Source organism: Fluctibacter corallii, from assembly GCF_025751585.1.
Lineage (GTDB): Bacteria > Pseudomonadota > Gammaproteobacteria > Enterobacterales > Alteromonadaceae > Fluctibacter_A > Fluctibacter_A corallii.
The window spans coordinates 110,312-127,038 of sequence record NZ_JAOWKX010000002.1 but is presented as its reverse complement, the minus strand read 5'-3'; the positions used below and the strand labels follow the sequence as shown (position 1 = coordinate 127,038).

General features: G+C 43.2%; 14 protein-coding genes and 1 other RNA gene. 5 read left to right on the top strand and 10 right to left on the bottom strand.

Annotation, left to right across the window (positions count from 1 at the left end; all coding sequences use genetic code 11):
* Nucleotides 1-128 precede the first annotated feature (128 nt).
* Nucleotides 129-1,216 (bottom strand): IS3 family transposase gene (locus tag OE749_RS04125; RefSeq protein WP_404828124.1). Its coding sequence is split into 2 segments (ribosomal slippage): nt 129-946 and nt 946-1,216, totalling 1,089 coding nucleotides; the frame shifts between segments, so codons are not numbered across the junction.
* A gap of 203 nt (nt 1,217-1,419) precedes the next feature.
* Nucleotides 1,420-4,116, bottom strand: coding sequence for an ATP-dependent DNA helicase (locus OE749_RS04120; protein ID WP_263711087.1), 2,697 nt, complete (start codon nt 4,114-4,116; stop codon nt 1,420-1,422).
* Nucleotides 4,117-4,344: 228 nt separating this feature from the next.
* Here OE749_RS04120 and ssrA point away from each other — a divergent pair.
* Nucleotides 4,345-4,707, top strand: a transfer-messenger RNA (tmRNA) gene (gene ssrA / locus OE749_RS04115).
* A gap of 48 nt (nt 4,708-4,755) precedes the next feature.
* Here the strand turns inward: ssrA and OE749_RS04110 are convergent.
* The gene (locus OE749_RS04110; protein WP_263711086.1) at nt 4,756-4,929 is read right to left on the bottom strand and encodes a hypothetical protein; all 174 of its coding nucleotides are present in this window, start codon (nt 4,927-4,929) and stop codon (nt 4,756-4,758) included.
* Nucleotides 4,930-5,087: 158 nt separating this feature from the next.
* Between OE749_RS04110 and OE749_RS04105 the strand changes: the two genes are divergently transcribed.
* The 3 genes from OE749_RS04105 to OE749_RS04095 all read left to right on the top strand — a co-directional run bounded on the left by OE749_RS04105 (nt 5,088) and on the right by OE749_RS04095 (nt 8,482).
* Nucleotides 5,088-5,921 carry a YkgB family protein gene (locus OE749_RS04105; protein WP_263711085.1) on the top strand — a complete coding sequence of 278 codons (834 nt, stop codon included), beginning with the start codon at nt 5,088-5,090 and terminating at the stop codon, nt 5,919-5,921.
* A gap of 71 nt (nt 5,922-5,992) precedes the next feature.
* Complete coding sequence (locus tag OE749_RS04100; RefSeq protein ID WP_263711084.1) at nt 5,993-7,516, top strand: methyl-accepting chemotaxis protein; 1,524 nt, start codon at nt 5,993-5,995, stop codon at nt 7,514-7,516.
* A gap of 72 nt (nt 7,517-7,588) precedes the next feature.
* Entirely contained in the window at nt 7,589-8,482 is an 894-nt protein-coding gene (locus OE749_RS04095; RefSeq protein ID WP_263711083.1) for an NAD(P)-dependent oxidoreductase, read from the top strand.
* 82 nt (nt 8,483-8,564) lie between these two features.
* On the opposite strand, the gene OE749_RS04090 is transcribed toward OE749_RS04095, so the two are convergent.
* Entirely contained in the window at nt 8,565-9,251 is a 687-nt protein-coding gene (locus tag OE749_RS04090) for a hypothetical protein (protein WP_263711082.1), read from the bottom strand.
* A gap of 231 nt (nt 9,252-9,482) precedes the next feature.
* Here OE749_RS04090 and OE749_RS04085 point away from each other — a divergent pair, with 231 nt between their 5' ends.
* Nucleotides 9,483-10,196 (top strand): transglutaminase-like domain-containing protein, encoded by a 714-nt coding sequence (locus tag OE749_RS04085; protein ID WP_263711081.1) that lies wholly within the window; start codon nt 9,483-9,485, stop codon nt 10,194-10,196.
* Nucleotides 10,197-10,388: 192 nt separating this feature from the next.
* Here OE749_RS04085 and OE749_RS04080 read toward each other — a convergent pair whose 3' ends face one another.
* From OE749_RS04080 to OE749_RS04055, 6 genes are all read right to left on the bottom strand, one after another.
* Nucleotides 10,389-12,173 carry a putative bifunctional diguanylate cyclase/phosphodiesterase gene (locus OE749_RS04080; RefSeq protein ID WP_263711080.1) on the bottom strand — a complete coding sequence of 595 codons (1,785 nt, stop codon included), beginning with the start codon at nt 12,171-12,173 and terminating at the stop codon, nt 10,389-10,391.
* Nucleotides 12,174-12,580: 407 nt separating this feature from the next.
* Nucleotides 12,581-13,438 (bottom strand): 23S rRNA pseudouridine(2605) synthase RluB, encoded by an 858-nt coding sequence (gene rluB / locus OE749_RS04075; protein ID WP_263711079.1) that lies wholly within the window; start codon nt 13,436-13,438, stop codon nt 12,581-12,583.
* Nucleotides 13,438-14,037 carry an SMC-Scp complex subunit ScpB gene (scpB, locus tag OE749_RS04070; RefSeq protein WP_263711078.1) on the bottom strand — a complete coding sequence of 200 codons (600 nt, stop codon included), beginning with the start codon at nt 14,035-14,037 and terminating at the stop codon, nt 13,438-13,440. Before scpB ends, rluB begins: the two co-directional genes overlap by 1 nt.
* The gene (locus tag OE749_RS04065; RefSeq protein ID WP_263711077.1) at nt 14,025-14,888 is read right to left on the bottom strand and encodes a segregation and condensation protein A; all 864 of its coding nucleotides are present in this window, start codon (nt 14,886-14,888) and stop codon (nt 14,025-14,027) included. The genes scpB and OE749_RS04065 overlap by 13 nt, the downstream gene beginning before the upstream one ends.
* Nucleotides 14,889-14,903: 15 nt before the next feature.
* Entirely contained in the window at nt 14,904-15,524 is a 621-nt protein-coding gene (locus OE749_RS04060) for an L-threonylcarbamoyladenylate synthase (protein WP_263711496.1), read from the bottom strand.
* Nucleotides 15,525-15,649: 125 nt separating this feature from the next.
* Complete coding sequence (locus OE749_RS04055; RefSeq protein WP_263711076.1) at nt 15,650-16,522, bottom strand: PHP domain-containing protein; 873 nt, start codon at nt 16,520-16,522, stop codon at nt 15,650-15,652.
* Between the last annotated feature and the right edge of the window lie 205 nt (nt 16,523-16,727).

The window sequence follows — 16,727 nt, the reverse complement described above, 5'->3', positions numbered from 1 at the left end:
AAGAAGAATGCCACGAGTACTATGCAAACTGCCTTAACCGTTTTAAAAGCGGGGAGCAGTTCTATCCACATGGATTTGCTCGAACTGACGGTAATCCCCCCATTTTTAACCGAAGTTAAAAGTAGAGGTTAAGCTGCCGGTGGTAGATTACCTAAGCTTTCATGCGTTCTTTCTTCGTTGTAATCCAGCCGCCAGAACCAAGACATCTCTCTGACTTGAGTGATGCTTTCAAACAGATATACATCCAAGAACTCTAGTCTGAATGAACCGTTAAATCTCTCAATAAAGCCGTTTTGCTGTGGTTTACCCGGTTGGACATACACCAATTTTACCTTTTGTTCTTCGCACCAATCAGTTAAACATGCTGATATCGGCTCCGGACCGTTATCGACGCGGATCTGATTAGGTAATCCTCGCTCAGCTTTTAATTGCTCCAATGTTCGCACAACACGGTCTGCAGGTAATGACGTATCCTCTTCGATAGCGAGGCATTCTCGCGTACCTTCGTCAACGATGTTAAGCGTTCTGAGCCGCTTACCGCAGTAAAGCGTGTCATGCATAAAATCCAAGACCCACTGATGATTCACTTTCTTAAGCACCGTTAGCGGCTGCGCAATGCGTTTGGGCAGCACTCGTTTTGCTCTGCGTTTCAGGTTCAGGCCCATCTGACAATACACACGATACACACGCTTGTGGTTGAACGTGAAGCCTTTAAATCGCATACGACCAAAACACTTCCAGAAACCAGCTCGTGGCAATTTTTTTATCTCCGCATTAATTGCATCAATGACAGCAGAATCTACTTTGCGCCAATCTCGTGTGGGTCGGTAGAAAGTTGAACGGCCAATCTCAACAAACAGACAGGCTTTTAGTATGCTCATCCCGGACTCAATAAGTATCTTGGCGCAATCGCGTTTCTCTGCTGTCACCAGCCCTTTTTTGCAAAGAGCTCCTTAATTGCACGGTTTTCCAGGCTGACATCGGCATACATCTTTTTCAGCTTGGCATTTTCTTCTTCAAGTTCTTTTAGTCGCTTAACATCAGACGCTTCCATACCACCGTACTTGGACTTCCAGTTGTAATACGTTGCGTTGCTTATCCCATGTGTTCGGCACACATCATCTATCTTCATTCCAGAATCGACTTCTTTTAGAACTGCGATGATCTGTGATTCGGTAAACGTGATTTTTTCATTGTGGTCTCCTGCATTAATCATTGCAGAAAACTCCAATTAAGTCTGTTTCATATTAGGGGAAGCTGACACTATGTTTGACGATGAACCTAAAGAGCCTCATTATATCCTGACACGCCGAAAGCTAGGGTACAGACTAATTGCCTCTGTCAGTAGGTTTAATGGAAACACCAAAGAGACTCAATCAATAGCCTATACCTCTAATTATTCACTTGAGAAAAGATCAACTATCTCGGCATTAAACGACGATTTCTAATTAGGTGTACGTCCCTAGCTCTATTCCCTCTTTTAAGCTTATTTAATACGTGTTGTTGAGTCTCTGGCGTCCAGAATATTTTAAGTGACTCCCTCGCTCTAGTAACAGCGGTGTAAAAAATAGAGTGAGATATGTCGTCCTCGTTGGCGTCAGTGATTACAATCTTAACTGAATCGTACTCTAAACCCTGAGCTTTATGGATAGAAACGGCGTAAGCAACTTGAAACGGTATTATAGTTGTAGAAGACTCGTCATCTTCATCACTAGTGTTTGGATCGTAATCGAAAACGACTAACCTTACGGTAGAATCCCCCATCCACTCCAATTCGTGACACGCCATTACATCTAATTCAGTTAACGGTCGATCTAACTTAATATCAAACTGTATCCACCCCGGAGCCTTTTCGATATGCTTAATCCAACCTTTAAGATTATTGAAAATCACAGGCCTGAAACGTTCGGAGTCAGTAAATAGTACTGGATCGTTTACTTTAAAACTATTTGCCCGCCATCTTACTTCAGGGTTAGGGTTGCCTGCTTGCAGAAAGCGATTTACATTGTTAATTCCATATAAACCATCGTAGTTAAGACACAGTATAATTTCATCCCGAGCCATTGATTGAAAGAGAGTGTTGTCTAAAACAGCAGAATAACCATTTCTGGCTATTGACTCTGCAATATCATCCTCACACTGACGTACTTTGTCCCAAAATGCCAGTAATGACTCGTTAGTGGTCCGATATGGAGTATTAAGTTCAAATACTGCCGTATTGGGGACGAAGTCCTTAATAATTTCAAACCAATTACCAAACTGGATAGATTCTATCTGGTATATGTCACCAACCAATACCAGTAATTCAAATGGAGTTTTTTCAATTACATTTAGGATATCGGTATTACAGACTGTGCTGCACTCATCAATAACCAATAAATCATAATGTTGGAGACCCACACCATTTGACAAATGACTTCTGATGGTGCTGAACTCCGAATTCTGCGCTGAAATCTTCCGCTTTAGATTATCGGTCGCAGGATTGGTATGAGCTAAAAATAATTTCGACCTGTCATTGAACATATGAGCTAGGTGGCTCAGCATGGTGGATTTGCCTGTTCCTGCCGCACCGTAAATAAGGGCAACCTTGGATTCTGAAAAAAGCTTTTCGATCGCACTGAGTTTAGCTTGATCATCAATTTGAAATGGTGTTTCACCTAACCATTCTGTAACAAAGGGCTCATATCCTCTAAGCCCACCGTCAGCACAGCTAATTAATTTTTCAATAATTTTAACAGTGTCATTTTCATAGCCCGTAATAAATAAGTGTCCTTTGTCATGCACCAAATGCCGATCTGTGTGCGTTCTATGGACTTTTCTATTGTATTTCTGAGAGAGCTCTAGAATGTTTCCTAGCTCCTCTAGTTCACCAACAGGGGTATATAAATTACCTTCTCGCTCAATATTATTCTTAATTCGTCTAGCCAAAACTTCATGTAATCGAGTTGAGGCGTCCAAACATTCAAATAGATCACCAATACGTGGGTTATGCCCCGGCAAAGATGAACAAAACGGCATATCATCAAATGGTATGCACCCAAAATGTAACATTAGGTCAGATAAAATGTAGCAACCGTCTTGGTTATACTGTTGTTTCAATATTCTATTGTTCATATGCAACAGAAGATACCTAAGCACGTTACTTCCGCGGCAATTAGCTTTAATCAGCGCTCGGGTTTTATCCAGCACCGGAAATATTCTAGGGCTTACTACGTTCATGACGGCAACTTCTCGGTATGCCGCATATCCTTCATCTGACATATCAACGATATCAAGTAGACTATCGAAAGATTCAGTTAGGCACTGCATCAGGTAAGTATATTCATTCCAAGTAGTGCTGGTTTTAATATTAAAACCAAGTAAACGAGCATAGTTATCTAATTCACATGGCCGAATAGATACTTCCCACCTAAGAATTAGTAAAATAGGCATGTTAAAGCCAAGCACATCAATTGCTGAGCGTTGCACCGTGAGCTCTGCTGCGTATTTATCGGCAATGTCTATTTTGGTAAACCCGATAATCCTATCGAATTTGTTTACCTTGTTCTGTGCAGGATAAAATGTAACCTCATAAAAGACTTCACCGTTATTGAAGAATGGTTTGGTTTTATGAATGTAGTAACGTTCCTTTGTAGCATCTTGTCCAATCGCATTCGTCTGCCTTATTCTATCGGCTATCTTCTGATGATACTCTCTTAAGGATGGATCTAGATCGATGGGGAACACCTCTAAGTTTTCTAAAATAGTGACCCCTAATTCATTTCGAACCAGACTCCTCAGGCGATAAAGGTATTCGTAGTATTTCAGCATAAGTCTCTCTGAGTTATCACCGTCAAGACTGTAATGAGAAGTACTCTTTTGAGTAAGCGCATGGAATTGAGAGACTATTCGATACTTAGCCCTTGAGCCTACATACTGAAGTGCGGGATTGACCATGTGGTAGTCAAAGCAGAGATTGGGATCATTTTGGTGGATGTAAACTGCCACCCCTTCAAGCAGGTTTCGGATCTGACCCAAAATTATCTGAGACAGCAGTCCTCTTTGCCCTTGACTATTATTGATGCTTTGGCTGATGACTTCGTTTGAACTGATGACTTGTGAGTATATCGTTCGCATACCTAACTCCTTGTATTGGCGACAGAAACAACTATTGCATGAATATACTATTGCGACAAGCGGACGATTTATGTAATTCGTCTTTTACCACAATTTTTACCACACTCACTTTTTAACCAGTTAGAACGCTTCATCTTCCAATAACACAAAAAATGCTTTACCATGGCGATGTTAAACACTTTCGGGGATATCCAGTTTATCTGTGGTTACCGCTGAGAAAATTTTCTCGGGGCTGATTTTGGATTCGACAGGATTCATGAGGCTTGAGGTGCATGCAGAGGTTGCGGTTGGCCTCTTAAAAAAACCGCTTTTAAAATAGTCGCAAACGACGAAAACTACGCACTAGCCGCTTAATAACCGGTATAGGCCCTTCCACTTCAGCCGTTGTCTATTCGTGAAGGTTCGGAAGGTCATACTAATAGACTAGCGAGGGAACCTTGTCTGAGGGTGAACCGCGAAGTAGTATCAGGCCAGCTACAAGGAAATCCTGTTTGTCGGAGTTCCAAGTAGTTAAATAGAAGACAAACTAAGCATGTAGTACCGATGGTTGACGCTTTCTGGACGGGAGTTCGACTCTCCCCAGCTCCACCAATAAAAAAGGCTTGCCACTTGGCAAGCCTTTTGTCTTTCTAAAAACAATTATCTTTGCCCGTCTTCCCAATTACTGCCACCTGTGCGGTCTTCTTTGCGGGTGCGAGAATCAATTTCGGCCTCTCTTCGCGATTGATCTTTTGGGGTATTGTGCGCATCTTGATGATGTTTACGCTTATATTCATCAGATTGATGCGGCTTTTTTGAAGATTTATCTTCCATACATTACTCCTCGGTCTACAGGTATATTGAAATGCCCTACACTACGTAGTTAAGCGTAGATAAGTCGACTCATATCGCCAAGCAGATAGTGTGAATTTTTTTGCAGCATTGTCCGGTCTAGTCATGCACGTCACATCTAAAACGAGTTAATAGGTACAATGCAATCTACAGAACGAGTCATTAAAGTATTGGTAGGTATAAGCACCACATTGCTTGGGCTGTCATTCTTTTTTGGTGCGAATACCAAGGCAGTCTCAACGTTACTAGAGTTTTATCAGCTACATACCATAATCATCGGCGCTGAAAAAATTATTGGAGCCGTTTTCGTGTTATTTGCTGTTACAGTGTGCTTCTCAAAGCGGCACCATGCGATGCAAACTATCGCAGTGATAAGTGGGTTATTCATTGCCATTATTCCACTGTTAAGTTTATTAAGTGCGTCGCGCTGGATAGCCGCTGAAGGCGGATTTCCCGTCATTGGCTCGGGCCAGGGCATCATCAAATATGCCGCTTTAATCCCACTGCTTTTATTTCTTTTTTATAAGCAACACTTCAGTAATAGACAATTGATTTGGCTAAATGTAGCTCCTGTTGTCATGGTGCTAGTATGGATAGGGGGAATGAAATTTCTTCGCTTAGAAGCAGAAGCCATTGCGCCTCTGATAAGTAGCTCACCGTTTATGTCTTGGCTGTATGACCTCTTCGACATCATGACAACTTCTTACCTCATTGGCGTGTACGATATTGTGTTTGCATTCGCCTTAATGGTGGGTATTTACCTTTCTAACCGTATTTTATTTTTTACTGCTTTTGCTGCCTGTTTCGCGGTATTTATTACGACGCAAACATTTTTGTTCTCTATGCCAAATGCGTTGAGTGCTGACACCGTATTAACGGGCGTTGGACAGTTTGTCATTAAGGACCTTTGGTTTATCGCCAATATGTTAGTGATTTACTCTTTGACGAAGTCAGAAATGAAAAACAGCAGATAAACCGCCTGAAATTTGGTAGTCCGCTCACATAACGCTATGCTAATCAAATAAATATAAATCAGACTCTTAGCATGACGACAGAGCGAAATACACTTGATTGCTTCATATTTGAAGCACAACAACGCGCTGAAATCCCCCTAATAGGGATGTTATGGGGTCTATTCATTGTTGGTTTAGTGTTAGCGTTTGTCACTGACACATGGGGCCCACCTGTTTTTGTGCTTTTTCCATTTGCGCTAATAAGTACCTTATTTTCCAGAAGCAATCCTGGTGCAGAGCTTACTCGTTACGTCATCATGATTTGCTTAAACCTTTGTGCATTCACCCTAATTTATCAATCAAAAGGCCTAGGATTTACCCACGCCCTCCCCGTTCTCGTTTCAGCAAGCACGGTATTATTGAATGACCGGCGCGTGACAGGAATTTCCTTCATATTCGCAATCTGCCTGACGGTGCTTGCTTACACTTTTTCGTATATGGGGGTGTTTGTCTATACATTGAACCCTAGCTGGACAACCCTGTTGGGTGATTTGGTCATACTTATTTTGGGTGGCGTGATGTTTTCCGTATTAAGTGAACAGCATTATCGCGTGTCTCGAGCAGACGCTGAATTAAAAAGTATGTCTGAATATTTTTCTGATCATACATCGGTCTTATCACTTCATCACTTTCCCCGCCATGGCGAATGCGAAGCCGCCGACACCATTCATTCTCAAATACATAAGTTAACGCCCCACATTCAAACGCTAAGAGACACGCTCAACGAAGTTGAATCCTCTGCACGCGCATCTAGCCAACGACATCGCGAAATACAAGAAAATTTTCTAACAACCATACAACTAATGGAAAATAATCTTCAACACCTACAATCGATGTTAGATACCGAACTTGATTTGGTTGAATCATCGGTATCTTCACTTGCCACTTCGGAGACGTCACCCAATGGTTTAACGAGTTCTTCGCCATTTGATTCAGGCCAACGTGCTGACAACCAGACAGCCCATCATCTTTCAAATACGATGAACCAATTGTTAGAGAGTGTTGACTCACTGCAAACAAATACCTCAAACATTATCGCGGCACTACAAGACATTGACGGAATAGCAGAAAAAACAAATCTTCTTGCGCTAAATGCCGCAATAGAGGCTGCCAGAGCAGGTGAAACAGGACGCGGTTTTGCTATTGTTGCTGAAGAAGTGGCAGCTTTAGCAATGCAAACACAAACAAGCACACAGCACATTCACGCAACTGTTAAGCAATTAGAAGGCCTCGCTACCTCGGTCAACGCAAATGTTGCTGCGTTACAAGACAGTCAGCATGAAACATCAGCGGCGGAATCCACACGGTTAGTGTCCTCCACAATATCGAATGAACGAGACGAAAATGATGAAGACATGCAAGCCCCCTCCTCTATAGCCGGAGACCTCACTCAAATCAGACGAGAAGCAACCGGTATCATTTCTGCCATTCAAAGCAACTTAAACGACATAAATCACATAATGAATAACGCGCAATCAGTCAATGATATGTCCACGCTTAAACACGCTATTCTTCCGCTTTTACAAGCACTTGGCGTTAACAACTCTGGCGATTAGAAGCACCTGATGGCATTATACGATGCCTGAGTTCTACATGATTCTTTTTCGCTATATTTAGAAGGAATAACTATGGCTAAACACGTTGCATTTATCGGTTTGGGCGTTATGGGATATCCCATGGCTGGGCATTTAGCGAAAGCAGGCTATACAGTGACTGTTTATAACCGCACCGCCAGTAAAGCTGAAAAATGGGTAAATGAGTTCGGTGGTCAAGCCGCTACTACACCAGCTAATGCTGCAAAGAATGCCGACATCGTTTTTGCTTGCGTTGGAAACGACGACGACCTGAGCACGGTAACGCTGGGTAAAGATGGCGCTTTTTCCACCATGACGCCAGGCTCCATTTTTGTGGATCACACCACAACATCTGCCAATATCGCACGCACGCTTGCAGACGCTGCCGAAGCAAAAAAGATAGGTTTTTTGGATGCACCTGTTTCTGGTGGACAAGCTGGCGCTGAGAATGGTGCTTTAACGATAATGATTGGCGGTAAGACAGAACATTATACCAATGTCAGCAGCGTTATTTCGACCTACGCGAAAATGCAAAAGCACCTCGGCGACGTTGGCGCAGGGCAACTAAGCAAGATGTGCAATCAAATTTGCATTGCCGGTATTGTACAGGGTTTATCGGAAGCCCTTCATTTTGCTCAAGCAAGCGGACTTAATGCAAATGATGTCGTAGATGTGATCTCTAAAGGCGCTGCACAATCTTGGCAAATGGATAATCGCGCGCATACCATGATAGACAACAAGTTTGATTTTGGTTTTGCTGTCGATTGGATGCGCAAAGATTTAGGCATCGTTTTGAATGAGGCTCGCAATAACGGTGCACATATTCCCCTCACTGCTCTTGTCGATCAGTTTTATAGTCAAGTTCAAGCAATTGGTGGCGGACGCTGGGATACCTCTAGCCTTATAACCCTTCTAGAAACAAATCGAACACCGACTTCAAAAAACTAGTGCGACTATTTACTTGCTTCGGGGCACAGCTTGCGCCCCGATTCACTTCTCTAAAGCGCAATCGCACCTTATTCCTTTCGCTTTATTGCAGAAAGTCTTCAAATTCTAAATAGTGCAATGTGTTTAATTGCAGCTGCTGAGATTCAAGATATAAAGTTGCATTTGCACGTGTAAGCGGGATGCCCTTGTTCAGTTTAAGGGTGCTTACTTGATTTCGCTTTACACTTCGACGGTCTATCACGCTCACAATTTGATCAAAGCTTGGAAGCTTACCAATTCTATGTATCAGCAATCCATGTCCCTTCGACACAGGTACAAAATAGTAACTGCCATTAGCGCCAGCATGCGGGTGGGCATGTACATGCTGATCGAGTAATATCTCTTCAACGTGAATGGTAATTGGATTAAAAAGTGTTTTACCGCCTCGTTCAAAATGCCCGTCTACCAGCCGCCCCTCAAAGGAAGTCAATGTTCCTTGACGAAGCGCCGTCAGCGAAAAGATTTCTGGTTCTAACGTAATAAGCTTTTGCATAGAGGTGAGCTTTAATACGTTTTCATGTTGCGGTGAATCTAATCGCATTGCTAACAGCACTTGATGAGCATGTTTAGAATTTACTAAAGGTAAATGTGAGGCGATTAGTTGGTCACCAACGGCAAACACCACCATTCCGTGAACGCCCAGTGAGGGGTCTTTTTGCCCCTTGGCATGCACTAGGTGTAACTGAGAAATTAACATTAAAAATGAAAAAATAAGTAATCGTCTTTTCAAGAGTATATCCGCCCATCCGATTGCGACTGCTTTGAATGCTATAATAACGAAAGAAAAAACCTACGCCTCTTAGCGTGGTGTGCCACTATACGCGTTTCGGCGAAACGTAAACAGTATTGATGTTGTATTTCTATACAAATTCAAACTTTTAAACCTCAACCACAGAACGTTCATTCAATCATTTATTCGTGATAGAGTTAACTCCTCCGATGAGTCAATTTTCTTAATTACATGACAAAAACACATATTGCCACGCCTGAGCAATTTCTTACATCCGGCAAATATATTAATGTTGAACATGACAGCGTGCAGAAATGGGTTATAGGTTTACCCGAAACCAATATTACCGAGCGCGTCGTGGCCCTTTATTATAGAATTAGAGATCAAATTCGCTATAACCCTTACACCTTTGTAGAAGGTGAGGCTACTCTGTACGCCAGTTTCGCCGCTGATAGAGGCGACCTTTCCCGCGATGTATCAGAGGGTGCCTACTGTATACCCAAGGCAGCGTTAATGGTGGCGGCGTGCAGAGCAATTGGTGTTCCGGCTCGTCTTGGATTAGCCAATGTACGAAATCACCTATCAAGCCAAAAATTGTTAGACTGGTTAGGCACTGATCTTTTTGTCATGCATGGATACGCCGAAGTGTATTTGAATGAACGGTGGGTTAAATGTACCCCTGTTTTTAATAAAGACTTATGTGAAAAATTTGGTGTTGTCCCGCTGGAGTTTGACGGCACGTCAGACTCTGTATTTCATTCTCATACTCAAGACGGTAGTAAGCATATGGAATATGTGAAAGATCACGGTACGTTCGAAGATGTGCCTGCTACTTTAATTTTGAATGCTGTGCGTTCAACTTATCCTCATATTGACGTCGGACAATCAACCGTCAATCAGCTACCACATTATGCTTCACTTGAGTCTGACGTGGAAGTGTCATAGCGAGTTAAGCAAAATAATGCTAAAGAACTTACTCAGTATGCCGATAAAAGAAAACCTTAATGCCTATCGACATTAAGGTTGCAATGGCGTGCCGTACTCCTGTCGCTCTCACGACTGACACATGGAGAATGGGCGGCTGTCAACCGCTTTTGTTTTAGTTGTAAACATCGCTTGTTCAGACAAGAGTGACGGCTACGCCACCCTACTGGTCAATTTGTTACCATTCTTATTTATACACGTGTCCCAATCATTTTTAAATTGTTTTCCGATAAACTGCTGAATTTCTTCTTTCGGTCTAGCTGGGCTAAAGAGAAAGCCTTGAATCAAACCACACTGATTTTTTCTAAGAAAATCAAATTGTTCTGATGTTTCAACGCCCTCTGCAACTACGTTAAGTTTGAGTTTTTGTGCCAGTGTTAAAATTGCACTCACGATAGCGCCTTCGGTCGTGTCATCGCCAATATTTGAGATAAATGAGCGATCAATCTTAAGCGTACTAATGGGTAACTGTTTTAAGTACGCCAATGACGAATATCCCGTGCCGAAATCATCGACGGCAAGTTCGATACCAAGACGTTTTAATTTCAATAACTTGCCAATGTTCTCTTCTGCGTCACTCATAATGATGCTTTCAGTCAACTCTATTTCTAAATGCTTCGGAGGTAGCTTTGTTTCGCGCAGCACGCGTTTAACATTGTTCAGAAAATCATGTTTATTAAATTGATATGCAGAAACATTTACCGCAATTCTATGAATATGTTTGCCTTCATCTAGCCATACTTTTGCTTGCTTACAGGCAGTTTCTAACACCCAGTCGCCAATCGGTACAATCAACCCCGATGCCTCGGCAATCGGTATAAAACGATCTGGTGCGACCATGCCTAGTAACGGGTGCTCCCAGCGACACAAGGCTTCTACACTGCTAATCTTACCAGAGACTGCATCGATTTGAGGTTGATAATGCAGAGTCAACTGGCCTTTATTAAGGGCATCTCTAAGGTCATTTTCCAGCAAAAAGCTAGACTCATCTGCCAAGTTCATTTCTTGACGATAACAGGTAAAACAGCCTCCTCCTCGCTCTTTGGCGATATACATGGCCTTTTCTGCATTTTTCATTAACGTATCAACATTCTGACCGTCGTGTGGATATGTGGCTACGCCCAAACTGGCGGTCAGCACGACATTTTGACCACGCAGTTCAAGCGGTTGACTCACCGCCTCAATGCAACGGTTAGCGATAGTCGTCGCGTTATCACCATGACCAATATCTTCAACGAACAAAATAAATTCGTCACCACCTAATCGCGCTAACCCCTGTTCTGACAGGACATTTTGTGCGTCTCGCATAATAAAATCAGAACTGCGTAAACTATTGAGTAAGCGATTGGCTACCTGTTGCAAAAGCCCGTCACCGTATTGGTAGTTAAAAGAACTATTGATTCGCTTAAAGTTATCAACATCGATATGAAACAGCGCGCTCACTTTCCCGCTATCAAGTGTGTTACGCATTGAACGTTGTAGTTTTTCATTAAAAAATTGTCGATTGTACAGTCCCGTGAGCGGATCATACTTAGACATATATTGATGTTGTACTTCGAGATCTCGCTTCGATTGATATTGCTGCAACAAATTCAACAATCGATGTCCGGCCACATCTAAATTGTCATGAATGTGAATAAAATCAGCGACGCCATGGCGAAAAAGGTTTTCAATCTTACTTTCGGTAATTTCACTTACGACCGCAACGACTGGAAGCCCGGCCTTTCCGGCTCTTCGATGTAATGAAGCAATGAATCCTTGACCATTTTGTTTTGAGAAGGATTCGTCGACGAGTGCTAGCTGGAATTGCCCTCCTCGCAAAGACGCATACACGTCTCTTTCTTGATTTACTCGGTGAGTCGACACATGGCGTTTACCCATGACCGCCTCAATGGCAACATAAAACTCTGTATTGTCTGTACACACAAGCATACTCATCGTATGTTTGCCCGGCGTGTATCTCCTGTTCATTTCGTGGTTTGGCGCTCGCCTCAGCGTGCGCTCATCATTGAACATCTCAAACGTCTCCTGATTATTATATTATGCGCAAACGCGCATTGGACGATTCCATCGTGTCGTACTGAGTACTACTTTTTCAATGATAAAGTGAAAACATACCATATCGGGATCTGGGCAAGAGATCAAAATTTATGCGAAGATTTTTACGTTTTCCCAACATTTAACAACATTTATGCAAATATCTAGTCATTAATATGTGAGACAAAATCAAGGACATTTCACAGACCCACTGTATAAAGAGGATCCCATGTCATGGCGAGAATATATGGTGTTGAAAGCAACAAGCGACGTACTGCTTACGAGCCCGTCGCTTTAGGACATTGTTATTATTCTGGGGTATCTTTCTTTTTGGATACGTTATGCTTTTTAATTGAACGGCGCATACGACTTATACGCACATGATCTAATTTATTTTTGCGCTCTTTCACTATCGACTCTGTTTCTGGTGCCAAACGCACCGACTTACGTAAAGCGTTCACTTCGTCTAGTTCTAACTCAACCCAGCCACCTTGCGGCAAACGCTTTTTCAATTCTAAGTCGCCGTATTTGGTTCGAATTAGGCGGCTGACTCTCACGTCTTGCGACTCCCACAAACGCCTAACCTCTCGATTTCGCCCCTCTGCAAGCGTCACATCGAACCATCGGTTAACACTTTCATCGTCTTGGGAGCGTGGTCGAATCGTTAAGAAGCGCGCTTCCCCATCATCTAGTTTTACCCCTTTGCGAAGTCGATTCATCATTGCTTGATCGACATCACCAAACACACGCACAGCGTACTCCCGTATCACTTCATGCTTAGGGTGCATCAGGCGGTTAGCGAGTTCGCCATCATTCGTAAATAACAGTAATCCACTGGTGTTGATATCTAGACGGCCGACGGTAATCCAGCGTCCATTTTGAATATGTGGCAAGCGATCGAATACGGTCGGTCGGCCTTGTTGATCTTTGCGACTGCACAACTCTCCTTCAGGCTTGTTGTACATTAGAACTCGGCAAATCTGCTTCTGGTATACACGATTCAGCAAGCGGCCATCAACGCGAATTTGATCTTCATTCTCGACGCGATCACCAAGGGTAGCGACATGTCCGTTGACAGAAATTCGCCCCTGCTCTATCCACTTTTCCATCTCACGACGGGAGCCCACACCAGCATTGGCTAGGACTTTTTGTAGTTTTTCACTCATTAATGTATTTGCTCATTCGATATCTTAGTGCTTGACTGTTCTGAAGAATGACTCTCCTGCTCAGCCAGCGCTGAAAACGATTCAATATCTGGTAATTCAGATAAACTTTTTAAATTAAAATAGTCTAAAAATGCTTTGGTTGTAGCATAAAGTGCGGGACGTCCCGGTACTTCTTTATGCCCCACTACTTTTATCCATTCGCGTTCTGTCAGCGTTCTTATGATATTGCTGCTAACAGATACACCGCGTACATCTTCTATTTCGCCGCGTGTAATTGGCTGGCGATAGGCAATCAATGCCAACGTTTCTAACAGGGCTCGAGAATACCTTGGCGCATGGTCTTGCCACATTTTACTTAACCATGGACTCAGGCTGTCCAACGATTGAAAACGAAAACCTGATGCCACTTCTACCAATACAACACCGCGCTCACTATAGTCTTGCTGAAGCTCACTTAACACCGCATCCAGCTGTTTTTCAGATACGGTCAAACCATCGAGCACCGTGTCGAACAAATTGGCTCGGCTAACAGGAGCCTGCGCAACAAATATTGCTGCCTCAACAAGTTGCTTGAGTTGATCACGCTTTATTCTTGCCATTCGCGCTCTTCCTGAATAACAGGATCAGAATGACAAAGCCGTATATGGATCTGCGCATACGGTTCTGCCTGTACTAACTCCACTAACGTTTCTTTAATAAGCTCAAGTGTCGCGAGAAATGTTACCACCACACCCGCTTTACCCTCGCTTGGACTCAGTAAGGCATCAAATTCAGTAAACTGCGTTTCACTGAGTCTTTCTAATATCTGAGACATGCGCTCTCGCGTTGATAACGCTTCAGGCGCAATATGGTGATGCTCAAATGCTTGCGCTCGTCGCATTGCAGCGTGAAAACCTAAAACTAATTCCCGTAATGACACGTCGGGCAAAACTGTAATAGGCTGCACTGACGCATCTGGCGACGCAGAGGCTATAAATGCATCGCGCTCTTGCCTTGGTAACAGATCAATTTCTTGCGCTGCGAGCTTGACGGCTTCGTATTCCCTAAGTCGCCGAATAAGCTCTGCTCGAGGGTCTTCTTCTTCTGCCTCTTCAGATGGACGCTTCGGCAGCAGCAAACGGGATTTTATTTCCGCTAAAATTGCCGCCATAAGCAGATACTCTGCGGCAAGTTCTAATTTTAGCGACTTCATGATATCAACATATTCCATATACTGCTGTGTAATTTTCAGCACTGGCATGGTGAGAATATCAAACTTTTGCCGACGAATCAGATACAGCAACAGATCAAGTGGCCCTTCAAACGCCTCCAGTATCACCTCTAACGCATCAGGCGGAATGTACAGATCCTCTGGTTTTTCAAGTACAGCCTCACCATTAACAAACGCTAAGGGGAGCGATTGCTGCACTGGATTAACTGTTTTATCAGAAGGATCTGAAGACGCTGTCATAAATACAAGTGGCTATTAACCAAATACGCTTGGATCGCCACTGCCCTCGCGAACGAGCACAAACTCACCATCAGACATATCCATCACCGTTGTGGGCTGCTCTCCCAAAAAGCCGCCATGAATAATCACGCCTACTTGTTTTTCTAACTTATCGCGAATCGCTTCTGGGTCAGATTCGGCCATGGTCTCGTTAGGCAAAATTAAGGATGTCGACATCAAGGGTTCACCAAGCTCCTCTAGCAATGCAAGAGCAATAATATTATCAGGTACTCTTAGCCCTATGGTGCGGCGCTTAGGATTCTGTAAACGTTTAGGCACTTCTTTCGTCGCTTTGAGAACAAAGGTATAGGGTCCAGGTGTATTGTTCTTAATCGCCCTGAACGCTTGGTTGTCTACTTTTGCATAGACCGATAGCTCAGACATATCGCGGCACATCAAGGTAAAGTTATGGTCTTTGCCGATATTTCGGATTCGACAAATTTGCTCCATTGCTTGTTTGTCTTCCATCTGACACCCAATGGCATACCCTGAATCAGTAGGATATACCACAACCGCTCCGCTTCGAATCATGTCACAGGCTTGGCGCAATAAACGTTGCTGTGGATTATCGGGATGCACGTAAAAGAATTGGCTCATCATATTTCTTCTTGTATTCAATGCCACTATGCAAGTTCATTGTCGTACTTTATAGCAACGTTTTAGTTGTGACGGTATGTTGTTTTATATTTAGTCATCTAAATTTAGTGACGCACAGTGCCAAGTTAACTCGACAATGCCTCTGCTTGCGCGAATGTCCAATCTGACCAAACTGGCGTCACATTCTTCGGCAGCGACAAATTTTTCCCCAGCTCAGTCCAACGATTGGGAAAATGGAAATCTGAGCCACTTGACGCTAGCAAACTATGCTCTTTTGTTAAGTCTATCAATAACTGACGCTTAACGGGCGACAAATGTGAGTGAATCACTTCCATGCCATCGCCCTTCGCTTCGGCAAATTGCGCCACCAATCGGCGTAGCCACTTGGTGGTCATATCATAATGCCCAGGGTGCGCAAGTACTGCTTGTCCGCCTGCATCATGTATCCAACTAATCGCTTCTTCTATAGATATCCACTTAGGTTTGACGTGGGCACGTTTTCCTTTGCCTAAGTACTTTTTAAATGCACTGTCAGCATCTTTCACGGCCTGCAATTCAACCATCGCTCTAGCAAAGTGCGCGCGAGTGATCTGTCCTTTGCCTGCCAATTTCTGCGCTTTGTCTAACACACCGTGTACGCCCGCCTTTTCAAGCTTCTCGTTAATCTGCAATGCGCGTTCATCCCGTCGCTGCGACTGCTCTGCTAACCGAGATAAAAACGTCTGATCGTTAATGTCGACATTCAAACCAAGAATGTGAATGTCAAAATTATGCCAAGATGTTGAGATCTCAACGCCAGCGATAATTTCTAGCCGCGGTGGCTTTCCTGGTTTCGTCGACTCCTTTACAGCATCGCGGGCTTCGGCAATGCCTGAAATCGTATCATGATCAGTAATCGCTAAAACGTCCACCTGCATGTTAAGCGCCCGTTGAATCAACTCTTTAGGAGAGAGTAATCCATCGGAATAATACGTGTGGCTATGCAGGTCTATTTTCATTCGTTTTAACTTATATTCAAAATACCTATTGACAGAAGCGCCAATTTGTTTTCTCCTAAAAAGGAAGTTGCATTATACGTGAATGCAGGAATAGACACAAAAACAACGGTTAAATATGCGCAACACTCATATCTGACGGTTGAAAATTAAGCAAAAAGCGAAGAAAGTAAATACAATGAATTTTTCAACAAACGCAATGAACACA